Annotated in this window: 12 protein-coding genes; 9 read left to right on the top strand and 3 right to left on the bottom strand. The window is 50.6% G+C overall.

The annotated features are described in order from the left end of the window. Positions 1-9: 9 nt before the first annotated feature. Genes PRUTH_RS05250 through PRUTH_RS05240 form a run of 3 tightly spaced genes read right to left on the bottom strand, consistent with a single transcriptional unit; the run spans position 10 to position 3,964 of the window. A complete protein-coding gene (locus PRUTH_RS05250; RefSeq protein ID WP_151172756.1) occupies positions 10-1,167 on the bottom strand; it encodes an acyl-CoA dehydrogenase family protein in 1,158 nt (385 codons plus the stop codon). Between the two features lie 53 nt (positions 1,168-1,220). Continuing rightward, positions 1,221-2,711 (bottom strand): CoA-acylating methylmalonate-semialdehyde dehydrogenase, encoded by a 1,491-nt coding sequence (locus PRUTH_RS05245; protein ID WP_151172755.1) that lies wholly within the window; start codon positions 2,709-2,711, stop codon positions 1,221-1,223. 59 nt (positions 2,712-2,770) lie between these two features. Next, a complete protein-coding gene (locus PRUTH_RS05240; RefSeq protein ID WP_053911616.1) occupies positions 2,771-3,964 on the bottom strand; it encodes a thiolase family protein in 1,194 nt (397 codons plus the stop codon). A 293-nt stretch (positions 3,965-4,257) separates the two neighbouring features. Between PRUTH_RS05240 and PRUTH_RS05235 the strand changes: the two genes are divergently transcribed. From PRUTH_RS05235 to PRUTH_RS05195, 9 genes are all read left to right on the top strand, one after another. Continuing rightward, positions 4,258-4,665: a MerR family transcriptional regulator gene (locus tag PRUTH_RS05235; protein ID WP_045978805.1), complete on the top strand. Its 408-nt coding sequence runs from the start codon at positions 4,258-4,260 to the stop codon at positions 4,663-4,665. Positions 4,666-4,670: 5 nt separating this feature from the next. After that, on the top strand, positions 4,671-5,846 hold the full coding sequence (locus PRUTH_RS05230) for an isovaleryl-CoA dehydrogenase (RefSeq protein ID WP_151172754.1): 1,176 nt from the start codon (positions 4,671-4,673) through the stop codon (positions 5,844-5,846). Between the two features lie 8 nt (positions 5,847-5,854). After that, on the top strand, positions 5,855-7,462 hold the full coding sequence (locus PRUTH_RS05225; RefSeq protein WP_151172753.1) for a carboxyl transferase domain-containing protein: 1,608 nt from the start codon (positions 5,855-5,857) through the stop codon (positions 7,460-7,462). 9 nt (positions 7,463-7,471) lie between these two features. After that, on the top strand, positions 7,472-8,248 hold the full coding sequence (locus PRUTH_RS05220) for an enoyl-CoA hydratase-related protein (protein WP_053911614.1): 777 nt from the start codon (positions 7,472-7,474) through the stop codon (positions 8,246-8,248). Between the two features lie 3 nt (positions 8,249-8,251). Further along, positions 8,252-10,204 (top strand): acetyl-CoA carboxylase biotin carboxylase subunit, encoded by a 1,953-nt coding sequence (locus PRUTH_RS05215; protein ID WP_151172752.1) that lies wholly within the window; start codon positions 8,252-8,254, stop codon positions 10,202-10,204. Next, entirely contained in the window at positions 10,204-11,109 is a 906-nt protein-coding gene (locus PRUTH_RS05210) for a hydroxymethylglutaryl-CoA lyase (RefSeq protein ID WP_151172751.1), read from the top strand. Before PRUTH_RS05215 ends, PRUTH_RS05210 begins: the two co-directional genes overlap by 1 nt. 23 nt (positions 11,110-11,132) lie before the next feature. Continuing rightward, entirely contained in the window at positions 11,133-11,834 is a 702-nt protein-coding gene (locus PRUTH_RS05205; protein ID WP_045978811.1) for a CoA transferase subunit A, read from the top strand. Positions 11,835-11,846: 12 nt separating this feature from the next. Next, positions 11,847-12,506, top strand: coding sequence for a CoA transferase subunit B (locus PRUTH_RS05200; protein ID WP_045978812.1), 660 nt, complete (start codon positions 11,847-11,849; stop codon positions 12,504-12,506). A 214-nt stretch (positions 12,507-12,720) separates the two neighbouring features. Beyond that, positions 12,721-15,510: a M16 family metallopeptidase gene (locus tag PRUTH_RS05195; RefSeq protein ID WP_151172750.1), complete on the top strand. Its 2,790-nt coding sequence runs from the start codon at positions 12,721-12,723 to the stop codon at positions 15,508-15,510. Positions 15,511-15,568: the final 58 nt, after the last annotated feature.

The raw sequence follows: 15,568 nt of genomic DNA, 5'->3' as shown, positions 1-15,568 counted from the left end.
AATGACTCCTTATAGAATTTCGCTGACGTTATCGGCCAAAATACGGCGCGCAATGATCACTCGCATGATTTCGTTAGTGCCTTCTAAAATTTGATGTACGCGCACATCACGAAGGTGGCGCTCCAATGGGTATTCTTTGATATAGCCATAACCGCCATGAATTTGCAGTGCGTCATCGCAGACCTTTACGCCCACATCGGTGGCAAAGCGTTTAGCCATGGCGCAGTAAGTGGTTTTTTCACTGTCATTGCTGTCGAGCTTAAACGCCGCTAAGCGGATCATTTGTCGGGCCGCCACCAGTTCGGTGTTCATATCTGCGAGCTTAAACTGCAGTGCCTGAAACGCTGCTAATGGCTTACCAAACTGTTCACGCTCTTTAAGGTATTCTTTCGCCGTGTTCAATGCCTGCTGCGCCGTACCTAATGAGCAAGTCGCGATATTAATACGGCCACCATCAAGCCCTTGCATAGCAAACTTAAAGCCCTCGCCCTCTTGACCTAACAAATGGTCTTGAGGAATACGTACATTTTCAAACGTGACCAAACGGGTTGGTTGCGCGTTCCAGCCCATTTTTTCTTCGGCTTTACCATAGCTGATCCCTTCGGCATCGGCAGGCACAACAAAAGCGCTAATGCCCTTGGGCCCTGCTTCGCCGGTGCGAGCCATCACTACTAACACCTGAGTACTGCCAGCGCCGGAAATAAACATTTTTGAGCCGCTGATCAGATAATCATCCCCGTCACGAACCGCTTTGGTCTTCAGCGACGCCGCATCGGAGCCACTGCCTGGCTCGGTTAGACAATACGAAGCCAGTTTTTCACCGGTGACAAGCTCAGGGCAATAACGCTCCTTGGCGCTATCAGTACCAAAGCTTGCGACCATCCAGGTTGCCATATTGTGGATAGTAAGCATGGCGGTTGTGGCGGTACAGCCCTTCGCCAGCTGCTCGAAAATAATGCTTGAGTCAAGACGTGACAGCCCTAGACCACCGACTTCTTCCGGAGTATAGAGGCCACAAAAGCCCAGCTCACCGGCTTTTTGTAGGGTCTCTATTGGAAAAATATGTTCTTGGTCCCATTTAGCTGCAAACGGGGCCAACTCTTGGGCAGCAAAACGCTCAGCCATATCGGCAAAGGCTTGTTGGTCTTCTGTAAGGTTAAAATCCATAATGCACTCTCTTTACTACTTACATAGCGGCCGGATTTAACCGGCCGAACCAGTTATTTTAGGTTGATGCTCATATTGGGACCGCTGACTGCGTCGTCTTCAAACCAACGTGCGGTGATGGTTTTGGTCTCGGTGTAAAAACGCACACCTTGTTTGCCATAGGTATGCTGGTCGCCATAAAACGAGCCCTTCCAGCCAGTAAAGGAGAAAAACGGTAACGGCACAGGAATTGGCACATTGATACCCACCTGACCCACTTCAATATGATGCTGGAATTTACGTGCCGCTGCGCCACTGGCGGTAAATAGCGACGTACCATTGCCATAAGGGTTGTCGTTGATTAAGGCGATGGCCTCTTCCAAGGTATCCACAAACACACAGCACAGTACCGGGCCAAAAATTTCCTCGCGGTAGATAGCCATGTCTGGAGTCACATTGGCAAATAAAGTTGGCCCCACCCAGTTGCCCTTCTCATAGCCTTCTACAGTGCAATCTGAACCATCAAGCAAACACTCGGCACCTTCTTCTTTACCTTTAGCAATCAAAGAGAGAATACGCTCTTTGGCCGCAGCGGTGGTTTGCGGGCCATACGCAGCATCTTGATTATCCCAAGTACCTGGGTGTACTTTGCTCAACGCAGTTTTCAAATCATCAACCCATTGCTTTGACTGACCCACGAACACCGCCACTGAAATACCCATACAGCGTTGTCCTGCGGCGCCAACAGAAGAGCCCACTAGGTTATTAATAACATTCTCTTTATGCGCATCTGGCATCACCACGAGGTGGTTTTTAGCGCCTACACAGCACTGCACCCGTTTGAGGTTAGCGGTGCCTTTATCGTAAATGTATTGACCTACTGCACAGGAGCCGACAAACGAGATAGCGCGTACATCATCATGCTCTAGGATCTGATTAACCTGATCTTTTGCGCCATGCACCACCTGCAATACCCCTTTAGGTGCACCGGCCTCTTCAAATAACTCCACTAGACGCATCGGTGTAAGCGGATCTTGCTCAGAGGGCTTAAGGACAAAGGTGTTGCCACAAACGATAGCCAGTGGGAACATCCACAGTGGGATCATCGCCGGGAAGTTAAACGGGGTGACCCCCGCACATACCCCTAAAGGTTGGATTAATGAATAGGTATCAATATTACGGGCGACGTTAGAAACCGTCTCCCCCATCATATTTGATGGGGCGTTTGCCGCTTGCTCAACAACCTCAATACCACGCCAAACGTCGCCTTTGGCATCTTCAAAAGTTTTACCTAACTCATGGCAGATAATTGTAGCTATTTCATCATGATGCTCTTTTAGTAACTGCGCATAACGCATCATAATGCGTGCTCGCTCAGTGACCGGCACATCTTTCCAGGTTTTAAACGCTTCTTTAGCTGAGGCAATCGCCTCATTGACTTCGTCTTCGGTAGCCAGTGGCACTTGCGCCAAGACTTCTTGGTTTGCTGGGTTAAGAACATCCAGCCATTGTGATGATGTGGATTGGCGCATTTCGCCGCCGATATAAAGTGGTACCTGATGCATGATGCATACTCCCCAAAATAGCAGCGCCCAGTGTTGTAGTAATTATGGGCGCGAAAAAATTAAAGTGTTTCGATAGCTAAAGCAACGGCTTCACCGCCGCCGATACACAGTGACGCGACACCGCGCTGTTTGCCTTGATTACGCAACGCATGAATTAGCGTGGTCAAAATTCGTGCACCACTGGCTCCAATTGGATGGCCAAGAGCACACGCGCCGCCGTGAACATTGACTTTGTCAGCATCAAGTTTCATTTCATTAATAGCCAGCATCGTGACCATGGCAAAGGCTTCATTGATTTCCCATAAATCAACGTCGTCTACTTGCCAATCAAGCTTTTTCAGTAGCTTCTCCATAGCGCCAACCGGGGCGATGGTAAATTCAGCCGGTAAACGTGAGTGGGTGCTGTGTCCGCTGATCCGGGCAATGGGGGTCATGCCTTGCTTTTGCGCTTCGCCATAGCTCATTACCACAAGTGCCGCAGCGCCATCGGAGATTGACGAAGAGTTTGCTGCGGTGATGGTGCCGTCTTTTTTAAACGCTGGGCGCAATGACGGAATTTTATCTGGACGGGCGTTCCCCGGTTGCTCATCCACCTCCACTGTCACGTCTCCTTTACGACTGCTGATAGTGTGCGCGGTGATTTCCGTTTTAAAGGCCCCGCTTTCAATCGCTTTATTGGCTTTAGCCAGTGAGTTAAGCGCAAATTCGTCCATTTGCTCACGAGTCATGTCGTATTGATCGGCAGTGCTTTGTGCAAAACACCCCATCGCGAGATTATCGTAAGCGTCCTCTAAGCCATCCATCATCATATGGTCTTTTACTTCGCCGTGGCCCATGCGCATGCCTGAGCGCGCCTTCGGTAACATATAAGGAGCATTGGACATACTCTCCATGCCACCAGCGATAACACTATTAACACTGCCTGCTTTGATTAGGTCATGAGCCAGCATTACCGCTTTTAGACCTGAGCCACACACCTTATTAATGGTTGTTGCACCAGTGTGCTTTTCCATACCTGCTTTCAACATCGCTTGACGCGCAGGCGCTTGACCCAAAGCAGCGGGCAAAACACACCCCATAATGACTTCGTCGATTTCGCCGGCATCTAGATTAACGCTCGCTAAGGCGCCTTTGATTGCGCTAGCACCCAACTCAGTGGCGCTGGCACCGCTTAGTGCACCCATAAAACCACCCATGGCGGTACGCTGGGCACTAACAATAACAATATCGTTATCCTGCAATGGTGTACTCATACTGTGTTCTCCATATCAATTTCACTTGAGCATACATAAAATTTACGTTTACGCCAACGTCAATTAGATAAGTGAAATGATGAAATTTCAATCGCTGTAAACTTTAGCAGCCACCGCCTAGTTACGCCTATAAAAACAATGCGAGTTTAAGCTAAGCCTTATAAACAGTTAGCTTCAGGGCTTATGGAAAAGAAAATAGAAGAATAAAAGTGAGCACCAAATGCAGCTTTACCTTTACGTAAACTTCACTTATATTGGTGTTAAAAATTTGTAGTAGATAAGACTAAAAGACAATGACAGAGCAAAGCCCAACGGCCAGCGAGCAAACGTTCTCTATTAGTGAGCTTGCCAAGGAGTTTGATATAACCACCCGCAGTATTCGTTTTTACGAAGACCAAGGGCTTATTACTCCGAGACGAAATGGCCAAACCAGAATCTATTCTAAACGCGATAAAGTACGCTTGAAGCTGATCCTTCGCGGTAAACGCTTAGGTTTCACCCTAGCAGAAACGGGTCGATTGTTCGAACTTTATGACGCGGACAAATCCAGTGCCAAGCAGCTTGTCACTATGCTCGATCTTATCGAAGAAAAAAAAGCACACCTCAATCAGCAAATGGACGACATTAAAGTCGTGCTAATGGAACTCGTTACGGCTGAGAAACGCTGCCGTGAAACCCTCTCACATTTACAACAGGATTAATCACCATGAGTACAATTTCGCTTTATAAAGAACTCAACTTCGGCCTCGGGGAAACAGCCGATATGATCCGCTCGCACGTTAATTCTTTCGCCAGCGCCGAGATTGCGCCGCTTGCTGAACAAACTGATGAGAAAAACATGTTCCCCAATGAGCTGTGGCCTAAATTTGGTGAGATGGGGCTACTAGGCATGACTGTAGATGAGAAATATGGTGGTGCCGGCTTAGGTTATCTCGAACATGTTATTGCCATGGAAGAAGTAAGCCGTGCCAGCGCCTCAATTGGTTTAAGCTATGGCGCACACTCTAACCTTTGCGTTAACCAAATCTTCCGTAACGGTAACGAGCAGCAAAAAGAAAAATATCTGCCCAAGCTTGTCAGTGGCGAGCACATTGGTGCATTGGCGATGAGTGAACCTGGTGCCGGTTCAGATGTGGTGTCTATGCGCTTAAAAGCGGAGAAAAAAGGCGACCACTACATCCTAAACGGCAACAAGATGTGGATCACCAATGGTCCTGACGCTCACACCTTTGTAATTTATGCCAAAACCGATGCCAGCGCCGGCCCGAAAGGGATCACCGCGTTTATCGTCGAGCGTGACACTCCTGGATTTAGCCAAGCGCAAAAGCTCGATAAATTGGGGATGCGTGGCTCAAACACTTGTGAACTAGTGTTTGAGGATTGCGCCGTGCCCGAAGAGAACATTCTCGGCAACCTTAATGAGGGCGTCAAAGTACTCATGAGTGGCCTCGATTATGAGCGCGTAGTACTCGCTGGCGGACCACTGGGTATTATGCAAGCGTGTATGGATGTGGTCGTTCCTTATATTCATGAGCGTAAACAGTTCGACAGCCCGATTGGTAACTTCCAACTTATTCAGGGCAAAATTGCTGATATGTATACGCAAATGAATGCCGCACGCTCCTATGTTTACACCGTTGCCCAAGCGTGCGACAGAGGCGAAACCACCCGTAAAGATGCGGCCGGCGTTATCTTATACGCAGCTGAACTAGCAACAAAAATGGCCTTAGATGCAATTCAGATTCTGGGCGGCAATGGCTACATAAACGAATACCCCACTGGGCGCCTGCTGCGTGATGCCAAGCTGTATGAAATTGGTGCTGGCACCTCAGAAATTCGCCGTATGCTAATTGGCCGCGAGCTATTCACTGAAAGCCGCTAAGGTGCGTTATGACGATTTTATCTTCTGCTATTAATCCTAAAGACCCGCAGTTTCTCTCTAACAACGAGTCGATGCGCTCATTGGTTCAAGACCTTCATGAGCGCGCTGCTACTATTCGTGGCGGCGGCGGTCCAAAATACGTGGAGCGCCACCAAAGTCGAGGCAAGTTATTTGTTCGTGACCGTATTGAACATTTGCTCGATGAGGGCTCGCCGTTTTTGGAAATCGGCCAGTTCGCCGCCCACGGCGTGTATGAGCAAGACATTCCCTGCGCCGGTGTGGTTGCTGGGATTGGTCGAGTGCAAGGCGTGGAGTGCATGATTGTCGGTAACGATGCCACCGTTAAAGGCGGCACTTACTTCCCGCTGACGGTGAAAAAGCACCTGCGCGCTCAAGAAATTGCCGAGCGTTGCCACCTACCTTGTATTTATCTGGTCGACTCCGGCGGCGCTAACCTGCCAGAGCAAGACGAAGTGTTTCCCGATAAACTGCACTTTGGCCGTATCTTCTACAATCAGGCGCGCATGTCGGCAAAAGGGATCCCGCAAATCGCCGTGGTCATGGGGCTGTGTACCGCTGGTGGTGCCTATGTTCCCGCCATGGCTGATGAAAGCATTATTGTCAAAGAGCAAGGCACTATTTTCCTTGCCGGCCCTCCCTTGGTTAAAGCGGCTACCGGGGAAGAAGTGAGCGCCGAAGACTTAGGCGGTGCCGATGTGCATTGTAAAACCTCCGGTGTGGCTGACCATTATGCTGACAATGACGAGCACGCCCTGTCGATTGCGCGCCAATGTATTGCCCGCACCAATCATGTACGCCCAGTCGCGCCGGTATTAAAAGAGATTAAAGCACCACGCTACGATATCCACGAGCTCTACGGCATTGTCGGCACCGACTTGAAAAAGAGCTTTGATGTGCGCGAGGTGATTGCGCGCGTCGTCGATGACTCTTCTTTTGATGAATTTAAGCGCTACTTTGGCGAGACCCTAGTGACCGGCTTTGCTGAGATTTACGGCCACCCAGTGGGCATTGTTGCTAACAACGGCGTGTTGTTTAGCGAGTCGGCGCAAAAAGGCGCGCATTTTATTCAGCTGTGTGCCAAACGTAATATCCCACTGGTGTTTTTGCAGAATATCACCGGCTTTATGGTCGGGCAGAAATACGAGGCCGAGGGCATCGCCAAGCACGGCGCGAAAATGGTGACCGCCGTCAGTTGTGCCGAGGTGCCTAAGTTTACCATTCTTATTGGTGGCTCTTATGGCGCTGGTAACTACGGCATGTGTGGCCGCGCCTATGAGCCGACCATGATGTGGATGTGGCCCAACGCCCGTATTTCGGTGATGGGCGGTGAGCAGGCCGCAGGGGTATTAGCACAAGTGAAGCAAGATGGCCTAGCGCGCAAAGGCGAGTCCATGAGCGATGAACAGCTAGATGAATTTAAAAAGCCCATCATTGAGCAGTATGAGCGCCAAGGGCACCCCTACTACGCCAGTGCAAGGCTTTGGGACGACGGCATCATAGACCCCGCCGACACCCGCTCGGTACTCGGTCTGGCACTTGAGGCCACCACCAACGCGCCAGCGAAAGAGTCCGAGTTTGGCATATTTAGGATGTAAGGAGGCGCTATGTCTGTCACATTAACAATAACTAAAAGTCGCATCGCCATCTTAACCTTGGCCCGTGTTGAAAAACACAACGCCTTTGACGATGTGCTTATCAACGAAATGATCCGCTGTATCGAGCATGCCAGCACCTTAGATGTACGCGCTTTGGTACTTAAAAGTGAAGGCAAGCACTTCTCCGCTGGGGCCGATTTAAACTGGATGAAATCCATGAAGGATAATAGCTTCGAGGATAACGTAGCTGACTCCATGGAGCTCGCACGCTTGATGCAGGTGCTGTATGAGTGTCCCCTGCCCACGGTGTGTTTAGTGCAAGGGGCCGCTTTTGGCGGCGCGCTGGGGCTCATTGCCTGTTGCGACATTGCCCTCGCCGATAGCAGCGCCAAGTTCTGCCTGTCAGAAGTCAAACTGGGGCTTATTCCTGCCGTGATCAGTCCTTACGTGATCAACGCCATGGGCGAGCGCAATGCGCGACGTTATTTCCTCACCGCAGAGGTATTTAACGCCGAGCAAGCACAAACGCTCGGGCTGATCCACGAGCTCAGTGACGATCTGGACGCCAGCGCCGAGCAACTGCTCAGTAAATTAGCCGATAATGGCCCGCAAGCAGTCAAAGCAGCGAAGCGCCTAATTGCCGAGGTGGCTCATCAGCCCATCGATGATTCTTTACGCCAACTGACCGCCGAGCGTATCGCCGCGATCCGCGTCAGCGACGAGGGCCAAACTGGGCTTACGGCGTTTTTTGAAAAGCAAGCTCCAGCCTGGCAACAACAAGGATAAGCTATGTTAAAACGAATTTTAATCGCCAATCGCGGTGAAATCGCCTGCCGCATTATCCGCAGTGCTAAGGCCATGGGGCTGCACACCATCGCCGTCTATTCCGACGCCGATGCCAATGCACAACACGTTAAATTAGCCGATAGTGCCTTTCATATTGGTCCGGCACCAAGCAAATCATCCTATTTAGATATTGAGACCTTGTTTCGCGTTGCCAAGCAGGCGGCGGCCGACTGCATTCACCCCGGTTACGGCTTCCTATCTGAAAACGAAGCCTTTGCCGAGCGCTGCGAGCGCGAAGGCCTGACGTTTATTGGCCCCAGTGCCAAAAGCATCGAAGCCATGGGCTCTAAAACCCGCGCCAAAGAAATTATGGCAGCGGCTAATGTACCACTGGTTCCCGGTTATTATGGCGACCAACAAGACACCGAGTTTTTACGCCAAGAGGCAGATAAAATCGGTTACCCCGTACTTATTAAGGCGGCCTATGGCGGCGGCGGTAAAGGCATGCGCGTAGTGCGTGACAAAGCCGACTTCGTCGAGCACCTTGAGGGCGCAAAACGCGAGGCAGCCAGTAGTTTTGGCAATGATCTGGTGCTCATTGAACGCTATGTGGACACCCCGCGTCACGTTGAAGTGCAAGTGTTTGCCGATAAGTCGGGAAATTGCATCTACCTTGGCGATCGCGACTGCTCTTTGCAGCGCCGTCACCAAAAAGTGATTGAAGAGGCGCCCGCCCCCGGACTCAGTGATGCCTTACGCACCGCTATGGGCGAAGCCGCTGTGCGCTGTGCGCAGGCCATTGATTATGTCGGCGCCGGTACGGTGGAGTTTTTACTCTGTGGTGAAGAGTTCTTCTTCATGGAGATGAACACCCGACTACAGGTTGAGCACCCGGTCACGGAGATGGTCACCGGTGTTGATTTAGTGAAATGGCAAATTGCCATTGCTTCAGGGCAGCCTTTGCCATTAACGCAAGAGCAGGTGCGCATTAGCGGGCACAGCTTTGAAGCACGCATTTACGCCGAAGACCCGGCGCAGCAATTTATGCCCAGTAGCGGCACCCTTACCCATGTGCAATTTCCACCAGCCAGCGCACAGGTACGTATTGATACCGGGGTGACCAGTGGCGATGAAATAAGCCCATTTTACGACCCCATGGTAGCCAAACTTATTGTTACCGGCGATAACCGTGAGCAGGCCTTAGCGCTTTTGGCTGATGCCCTAAAACAGACTCATATTGCCGGGGTAAAAGCGAATATTGGCTTTTTATTGGCACTGACACAAGCCGAGCCGTTGCAACAAGGCACCATGGATACCCATTTTATTGACAGTCACAGCGATGCATTGACCGTTGAGCCCCAAGCCGATGCCCATACATTGGCGATGGCCGCTTGGGTGTATTTCTGCCAATTAAATACTCAGCAATCGAGCGCCTCACCGTGGCAACGTTTAGCGGGCTTTAAGCTCAACTCAGTCAATGAAGTTGTCGTGCCGCTTATTGGTCACGATGTGGTCATGCATGTGGCCACCACCGGGATGTCGGTGGATATTGATGGTCAGCGCTATAACATTAATGGCGAACGCCATGGCAACCACTATGTGGTGGTGGTCGATGGCCAGCGCTTTAGCGCCGATGCCACCGTTGATAGCGAGCATTTGTGTGTGATGCGTGACGCCCAACAATTCCAGTTTGAGCTGGCATCGAAGCACTACATTGGCGCTGAGCAAAGTGCCAACGACGCCCTTGCCGCGCCAATGAATGGCACAGTGGTCAAACACCTGCAGGCGCTTGGTGCTGAGGTCTCTCAAGGCGATGCCATCGTGGTCATGGAAGCCATGAAAATGGAGTATACGCTTAATGCTCCTCATGATGGCGTGTTAAGCAGTTACTGCTATGGCGAGGGTGAGCTCGTTAGTCATGGCGCGTTACTTGCCGTGGTCGAGGAGCACAGCTAATGGCCATGCCTAATCAAGTGCGCATCGTCGAAGTTGGGGCCCGCGATGGCCTGCAAAACGAAACCAGTGTGCCCTTGGCTGCCAAGGTCGCGCTGATAAATGGTTTATGTGACGCTGGGCTTAAACATATTGAGGGCGGCGCCTTTGTTTCACCGAAGTGGGTGCCACAAATGGCCGACTCCAGCGCGGTATTTGCCGCTATTGAGCGCCCCGATGAAGTATTATTCAGCGCCCTGACACCCAACCTAAAAGGAGCTGAGCTTGCACTGCAAGCCGGGGTGGGCGAATTTGCTATTTTTACTGCGGCCAGTGAAGCCTTTACCAACAAAAACATTAATTGCAGCATTGATGAGAGCATAGAGCGCTTTCGCCCAGTGGTGGCTTTGGCTCAGGCTAACGGCATCAAGGTGCGCGGCTATGTAAGCTGTGTGCTGGGGTGCCCATATCAAGGCGAAGTCAGCGCTCAAAAGGTGCTCGAGGTCAGCCAGCAGCTGCTCGATTTAGACTGTTACGAAGTCAGCCTTGGCGACACCATTGGTGTGGGCACAGCCAATCAGGTAGAAAGCCTGCTGAGCGTGCTATTGCAAGATATTAGCGCTGACAAGCTAGCGGTACACTTTCATGATACCTACGGCCAAGCCATCAGTAACATCTACACGGCGCTCAAAATGGGGATTGCCACCATTGACAGTGCCGTGGCGGGACTCGGTGGTTGCCCCTACGCCAAAGGCGCGTCAGGAAATGTTGCCACCGAAGATGTGGTTTATCTATTACAAAAGCTTGGCATCAACCCAGGTATTGATTTACAAAGATTGGCACAGACAGGCGCAGCAATATGCCGCGCCCTTGATAAACAACCACAAAGCAAGGTCGCAAACGCCGTTCTTGCCCACTGTGACCAATAACAACAACGAAGGAGTGCGTAGACATGTCCGGTTTTGACAAAGTAGTCACCAGTTACGCCGATGCAATGGCGGGAATTAAAGACGGTGACACCGTGATCGCAGGCGGCTTTGGCCTGTGCGGGATCCCAGAAGGCCTCATTAGTGAAATTAAACGCCTAGGGGTGAAAGACCTCACCGTGGTTTCTAATAACTGTGGCGTGGATGACTTCGGCCTTGGTGTGCTACTCGAAGATAAACAAATTAAAAAAATCATGGCGTCTTACGTCGGTGAAAACGCCCTATTCGAAAGACAAATGCTGGATGGCGAATTAGAAGTTGAGCTCACCCCACAAGGCACCTTGGCTGAGAAGATGCGCGCCGGCGGTGCCGGTATTCCAGCCTTTTACACCGCCACTGGCTACGGCACACCAGTCGCCGAAGGCAAAGAAGTGAAAGAATTTAATGGTCGCCCCTATATTCTCGAAGAATCAGTCACCGGTGAGTTTGCCATTGTTAAGGCGTGGAAAGCCGACCGCTACGGCAACTTGGTATTTCGCCATACGGCCATGAACTTCAACCCCATGGCCGCAACGGCGGGTAAAATTACCGTTGCTGAGGTGGAAGAGATTGTCGAGCCGGGCGAGTTGGAGCCCAGCCAAATCCATACCCCAGGGATTTACGTTAATCGCGTTATCAAAGGCGATTTTGAAAAACGTATTGAACGTGTTACCACACGCACTGCCTAAGGAGTACTGAGCATGTCATTAAACCGCGAACAAATCGCCCAACGTGTGGCGCAAGAGCTCGAAGACGGATATTACGTTAACCTAGGTATTGGTATTCCCACGCTGGTGGCCAACTATGTACCGCACGGCATTGAGGTAATGTTGCAATCAGAAAACGGGTTATTGGGTATGGGTCCCTACCCCAGCGAAGATGAGCTCGATGCTGATATGATCAATGCGGGTAAAGAAACCGTTACAGCAGCCACAGGTGCAGCCATATTTAATAGCGCCGATAGCTTTGCCATGATCCGTGGTGGTCATGTAGACTTGACGGTACTCGGTGCATTTGAAGTGGATCAGCAAGGCAACATCGCCTCGTGGATGATCCCCAAGAAATTAATCAAAGGCATGGGCGGCGCCATGGATCTCGTGGCGGGGGCGAAAAACATTATCGTCACCATGACCCATGCAAGTAAGCACGGTGATTCGAAGTTGCTAGAGCAATGTACACTGCCGCTAACCGGCGTGAATTGCGTTAAAAAGATAGTGACTGACCTCGCAGTGCTAGAAGTCAAAGACGGCGCGTTCCATTTGCTAGAGCGTGCACCCGGTGTTAGTGTTGATGAAATAATCAGCAAAACCGCAGGGAAACTCATCGTTGAAGGCGATGTTCCCGAGATGCGCTTTGACTAACGGGACACCCCGTTAATGTACCATCCTCATTCCCAGTGCTAGTTGGCACTGTGTTACCCAAAACCCCTCATTTGAGGGGTTTTTTTTATACTTTAAATAACTAAACATATTTTCTTACATTTGTAACTCTCCAGTGCTCGCGTCGATGATGCCGCTGGTTACAAAATCATGCTAAGTTACTACTGGACTCATAAATAGAATAACAAGGACTACCATGAATAAGATGTCTTTAAGCGCGATTAGTGTCGCCGTGATGTTATCCCTCAGCGGCTGCGCAAGCACTGCGTCGCAAACGAATACCTCCGCAACCCAACAGGCGGAACAAACTGCAGCGCCAGCGCTGCCATTCGTTAATATCGATTATCAAACGTTCACCCTGGACAATGGCCTCACCGTGGTCGTGCACACCGACCGTAAAGCGCCAATTGTGGCGGTGAACGTGTGGTATGACGTAGGCGCTAAAAACGAACAGGTGGGTAAAACCGGCTTTGCGCACTTATTCGAGCACTTAATGTTTAATGGCACGGAAAACTACGACGACGAGTATTTCGGACCATTCGAGCGCGCGGGTGCCACCGAGCAAAATGGTACCACTAACTCAGATAGAACCAATTATTTCCAAAACGTGCCGACCCCTGCCCTTGATATGGCATTGTGGATGGAGTCTGACCGTATGGGCCACTTGCTAGGCGCCATCACTCAAGACAAGCTCGATGAGCAACGCGGCGTAGTACAAAATGAAAAACGCCAAGGTGAAGCTCAGCCTTATGGCACCATGTGGAATAACGTGTGGAAATACACTTTCCCACAGGGCCACCCTTATTCATGGTCAGTCATCGGCTCGATGGAAGACTTGAATGCGGCATCGTTAGACGATGTGCATCAGTGGTTTAAAGACTACTACGGCCCCAATAACGCTGTGTTAGTGCTAGCCGGTGATATTGATGTTGAGACTGCGAAGAAAAAGGCCAACAAATACTTTGGCGATATTAAACCGGGTAAACCGGTAGCCAAACTGGAAAAGTGGATAGCCAAGCGTGATGAGCAATCGCGCATGGTGATCAAAGACCGCGTACCTGCTTCGCGTATAGTGAAGGTGTGGAACACCGCAGAAAAAGGCACCACCGATGGCGAGTATTTAAACCTGCTAAGTGACGTGTTAGCCGGTGGTAAGAATTCGCGTTTGTATCAACGCTTGGTGTACGATGAGCAATTAGCATCTAACGTATTTAGCTTTAACTACCTGCGCACCTTAGCGGGTCAGCTGATCATTGGTGTTGATGCCCTTGATAAGTCAAATATTGAAAAAATCGAAGCCATCATCGATGAAGAAATTGCTAACATCATTGCTAAGGGCCCAACCACTGATGAACTTAACCGTATTAAGTTCTCTAACGCCGCTGAGTGGGTAAAACAAGTAGAAGGCGTGGGCGGCTTTGGCGGTAAATCTGATGTACTTGCCTCCGGTGCCGTGTATCACAACGACCCAGGCTACTATAAACGCGCGTTTGAAATTACCAGCAACACCACAACCAGCGATGTACAAGGCGCCGCCGAGCGCTGGCTAAGCAGTGGCGACTTTGTGTTGACCGTGCACCCATTTGCCGAGCTTAGCGCCAACGAACAAGGCGTTGATCGTTCCACTGGAGTACCGGGTGCAGGTGACGTCCCGAGTCTTGACTTGCCCGAGGTGAATACGTTTACCCTAAGTAATGGCCTTGAAGTGGTGTTATCTCAGCGCAGCGACACACCGGTGATTAATATGCGCTTAGATATATCTGCCGGTACCGCCAGTGACGATAATAACAAGCCAGGCGTGGCCAATTTCACCGCCAATATGCTTGATGAGGGCGCCGGTGAGTTATCGGCCTTGGCCCTTGCTGAAGAGCTCGAAAAACTTGGCGCATCGATCGACACCAGTGCAAGCCTTGATAAGACCTCGCTGTCGATGTCGGCCATGGCTATTAACTGGCAACAAAGCTTAGCGCTGTTTTCTGAAGTACTGCAAAACCCCAGCTTTAATGACAGCGACATTGAGCGCGTGCGCACACTAATTTTGCAGCAAATCAAGCAAGAAAAGGCACGGCCTATGAGCAATGCCCTACGCGTATTACCGCCCCTGCTATACGGCGCCAGCCACCCTTACGGTAAACCGCTGACCGGTACCGGTAACGAAGAATCAGTAGCGGCAATTAGCCGTGATGATTTGCTCGCCTACACCGAGAAATGGATGCGCCCTGATCTTGCGCGCTTAGTGGTTGTCGGCGATATTGACCAAGCGCAATTGAAGCAAAGCCTTGAACAAGCCTTAGCAAGCTGGCAGGCACCACAACAAGCGGCGCCTAGTTTAGATATTCCGACGGTGGATAATGCCGAGCAAGCGCGGGTCTTTGTACTTGATAAACCAGACTCGCCGCAGTCATTGATTATTTCTGGGTTGCTGGGACCAGATGCCAACGACACTGACGCCCAGCAAGAAGTGACCTTGGATATGATGAACACCATCATCGGCGGCAGTTTCACCTCACGTATGAATATGAATTTACGTGAAGACAAGGGGTGGTCTTACGGTGCTCGGACTATTTTAATGGATACCGACGCACAAAGTACGTTCTTTGTGTTTGCCCCAGTGCAAACCGATAAGACCAAAGAGTCAATGCAGGAAATTCTGAAAGAGCTTAACGGCTATATTGGCGAGCAACCAGCTACTCAAGAAGAGCTGGACAAAGTGGTTGCCAATAAAATAGCGAAACTGCCAGGTCGCTATGAGAAGAAACGTTCTCTGCTTAATGCCCTGGCTGATGCCTACGACAATGGCCGCGACGTAAGCTATTTAGAAAAATACCCGCAGCTAGTGCAACAGCCAGACACGCAGGCTATCGCTAAGCAGGCACAGTCACTTATTAAGCCCAAGCAGCTTACATGGGTGATTGTTGGCGATGTTGCTAAAATCAAAGAGCAAATCGAAAGCTTGAACCTAGGTGAAGTCACTTACTTAGACTAAAGCTAAGGTAATATACTAAGCCCCAACTTGTTTGGGGCTTTTTTGTGTGTGAAGGCAC

The sequence above is a fragment of the Pseudoalteromonas ruthenica genome, assembly GCF_008808095.1.
In the GTDB taxonomy this organism is placed as follows: Bacteria; Pseudomonadota; Gammaproteobacteria; order Enterobacterales; family Alteromonadaceae; genus Pseudoalteromonas; species Pseudoalteromonas ruthenica.
This window is presented reverse-complemented; position numbering and strand designations above follow the sequence as displayed.

Excerpts from the sequence above, each read along its gene's own strand:
- PRUTH_RS05250 (WP_151172756.1), bottom strand. The coding sequence starts at position 1,167 with ATGGATTTTAACCTTACAGAAGACCAACAAGCCTTTGCCGATATGGCT.
- PRUTH_RS05245 (WP_151172755.1), bottom strand. The coding sequence starts at position 2,711 with ATGCATCAGGTACCACTTTATATCGGCGGCGAAATGCGCCAATCCACA.
- PRUTH_RS05240 (WP_053911616.1), bottom strand. The coding sequence starts at position 3,964 with ATGAGTACACCATTGCAGGATAACGATATTGTTATTGTTAGTGCCCAG.
- PRUTH_RS05235 (WP_045978805.1), top strand. The coding sequence starts at position 4,258 with ATGACAGAGCAAAGCCCAACGGCCAGCGAGCAAACGTTCTCTATTAGT.
- PRUTH_RS05230 (WP_151172754.1), top strand. The coding sequence starts at position 4,671 with ATGAGTACAATTTCGCTTTATAAAGAACTCAACTTCGGCCTCGGGGAA.
- PRUTH_RS05225 (WP_151172753.1), top strand. The coding sequence starts at position 5,855 with ATGACGATTTTATCTTCTGCTATTAATCCTAAAGACCCGCAGTTTCTC.
- PRUTH_RS05220 (WP_053911614.1), top strand. The coding sequence starts at position 7,472 with ATGTCTGTCACATTAACAATAACTAAAAGTCGCATCGCCATCTTAACC.
- PRUTH_RS05215 (WP_151172752.1), top strand. The coding sequence starts at position 8,252 with ATGTTAAAACGAATTTTAATCGCCAATCGCGGTGAAATCGCCTGCCGC.
- PRUTH_RS05210 (WP_151172751.1), top strand. The coding sequence starts at position 10,204 with ATGGCCATGCCTAATCAAGTGCGCATCGTCGAAGTTGGGGCCCGCGAT.
- PRUTH_RS05205 (WP_045978811.1), top strand. The coding sequence starts at position 11,133 with ATGTCCGGTTTTGACAAAGTAGTCACCAGTTACGCCGATGCAATGGCG.
- PRUTH_RS05200 (WP_045978812.1), top strand. The coding sequence starts at position 11,847 with ATGTCATTAAACCGCGAACAAATCGCCCAACGTGTGGCGCAAGAGCTC.
- PRUTH_RS05195 (WP_151172750.1), top strand. The coding sequence starts at position 12,721 with ATGAATAAGATGTCTTTAAGCGCGATTAGTGTCGCCGTGATGTTATCC.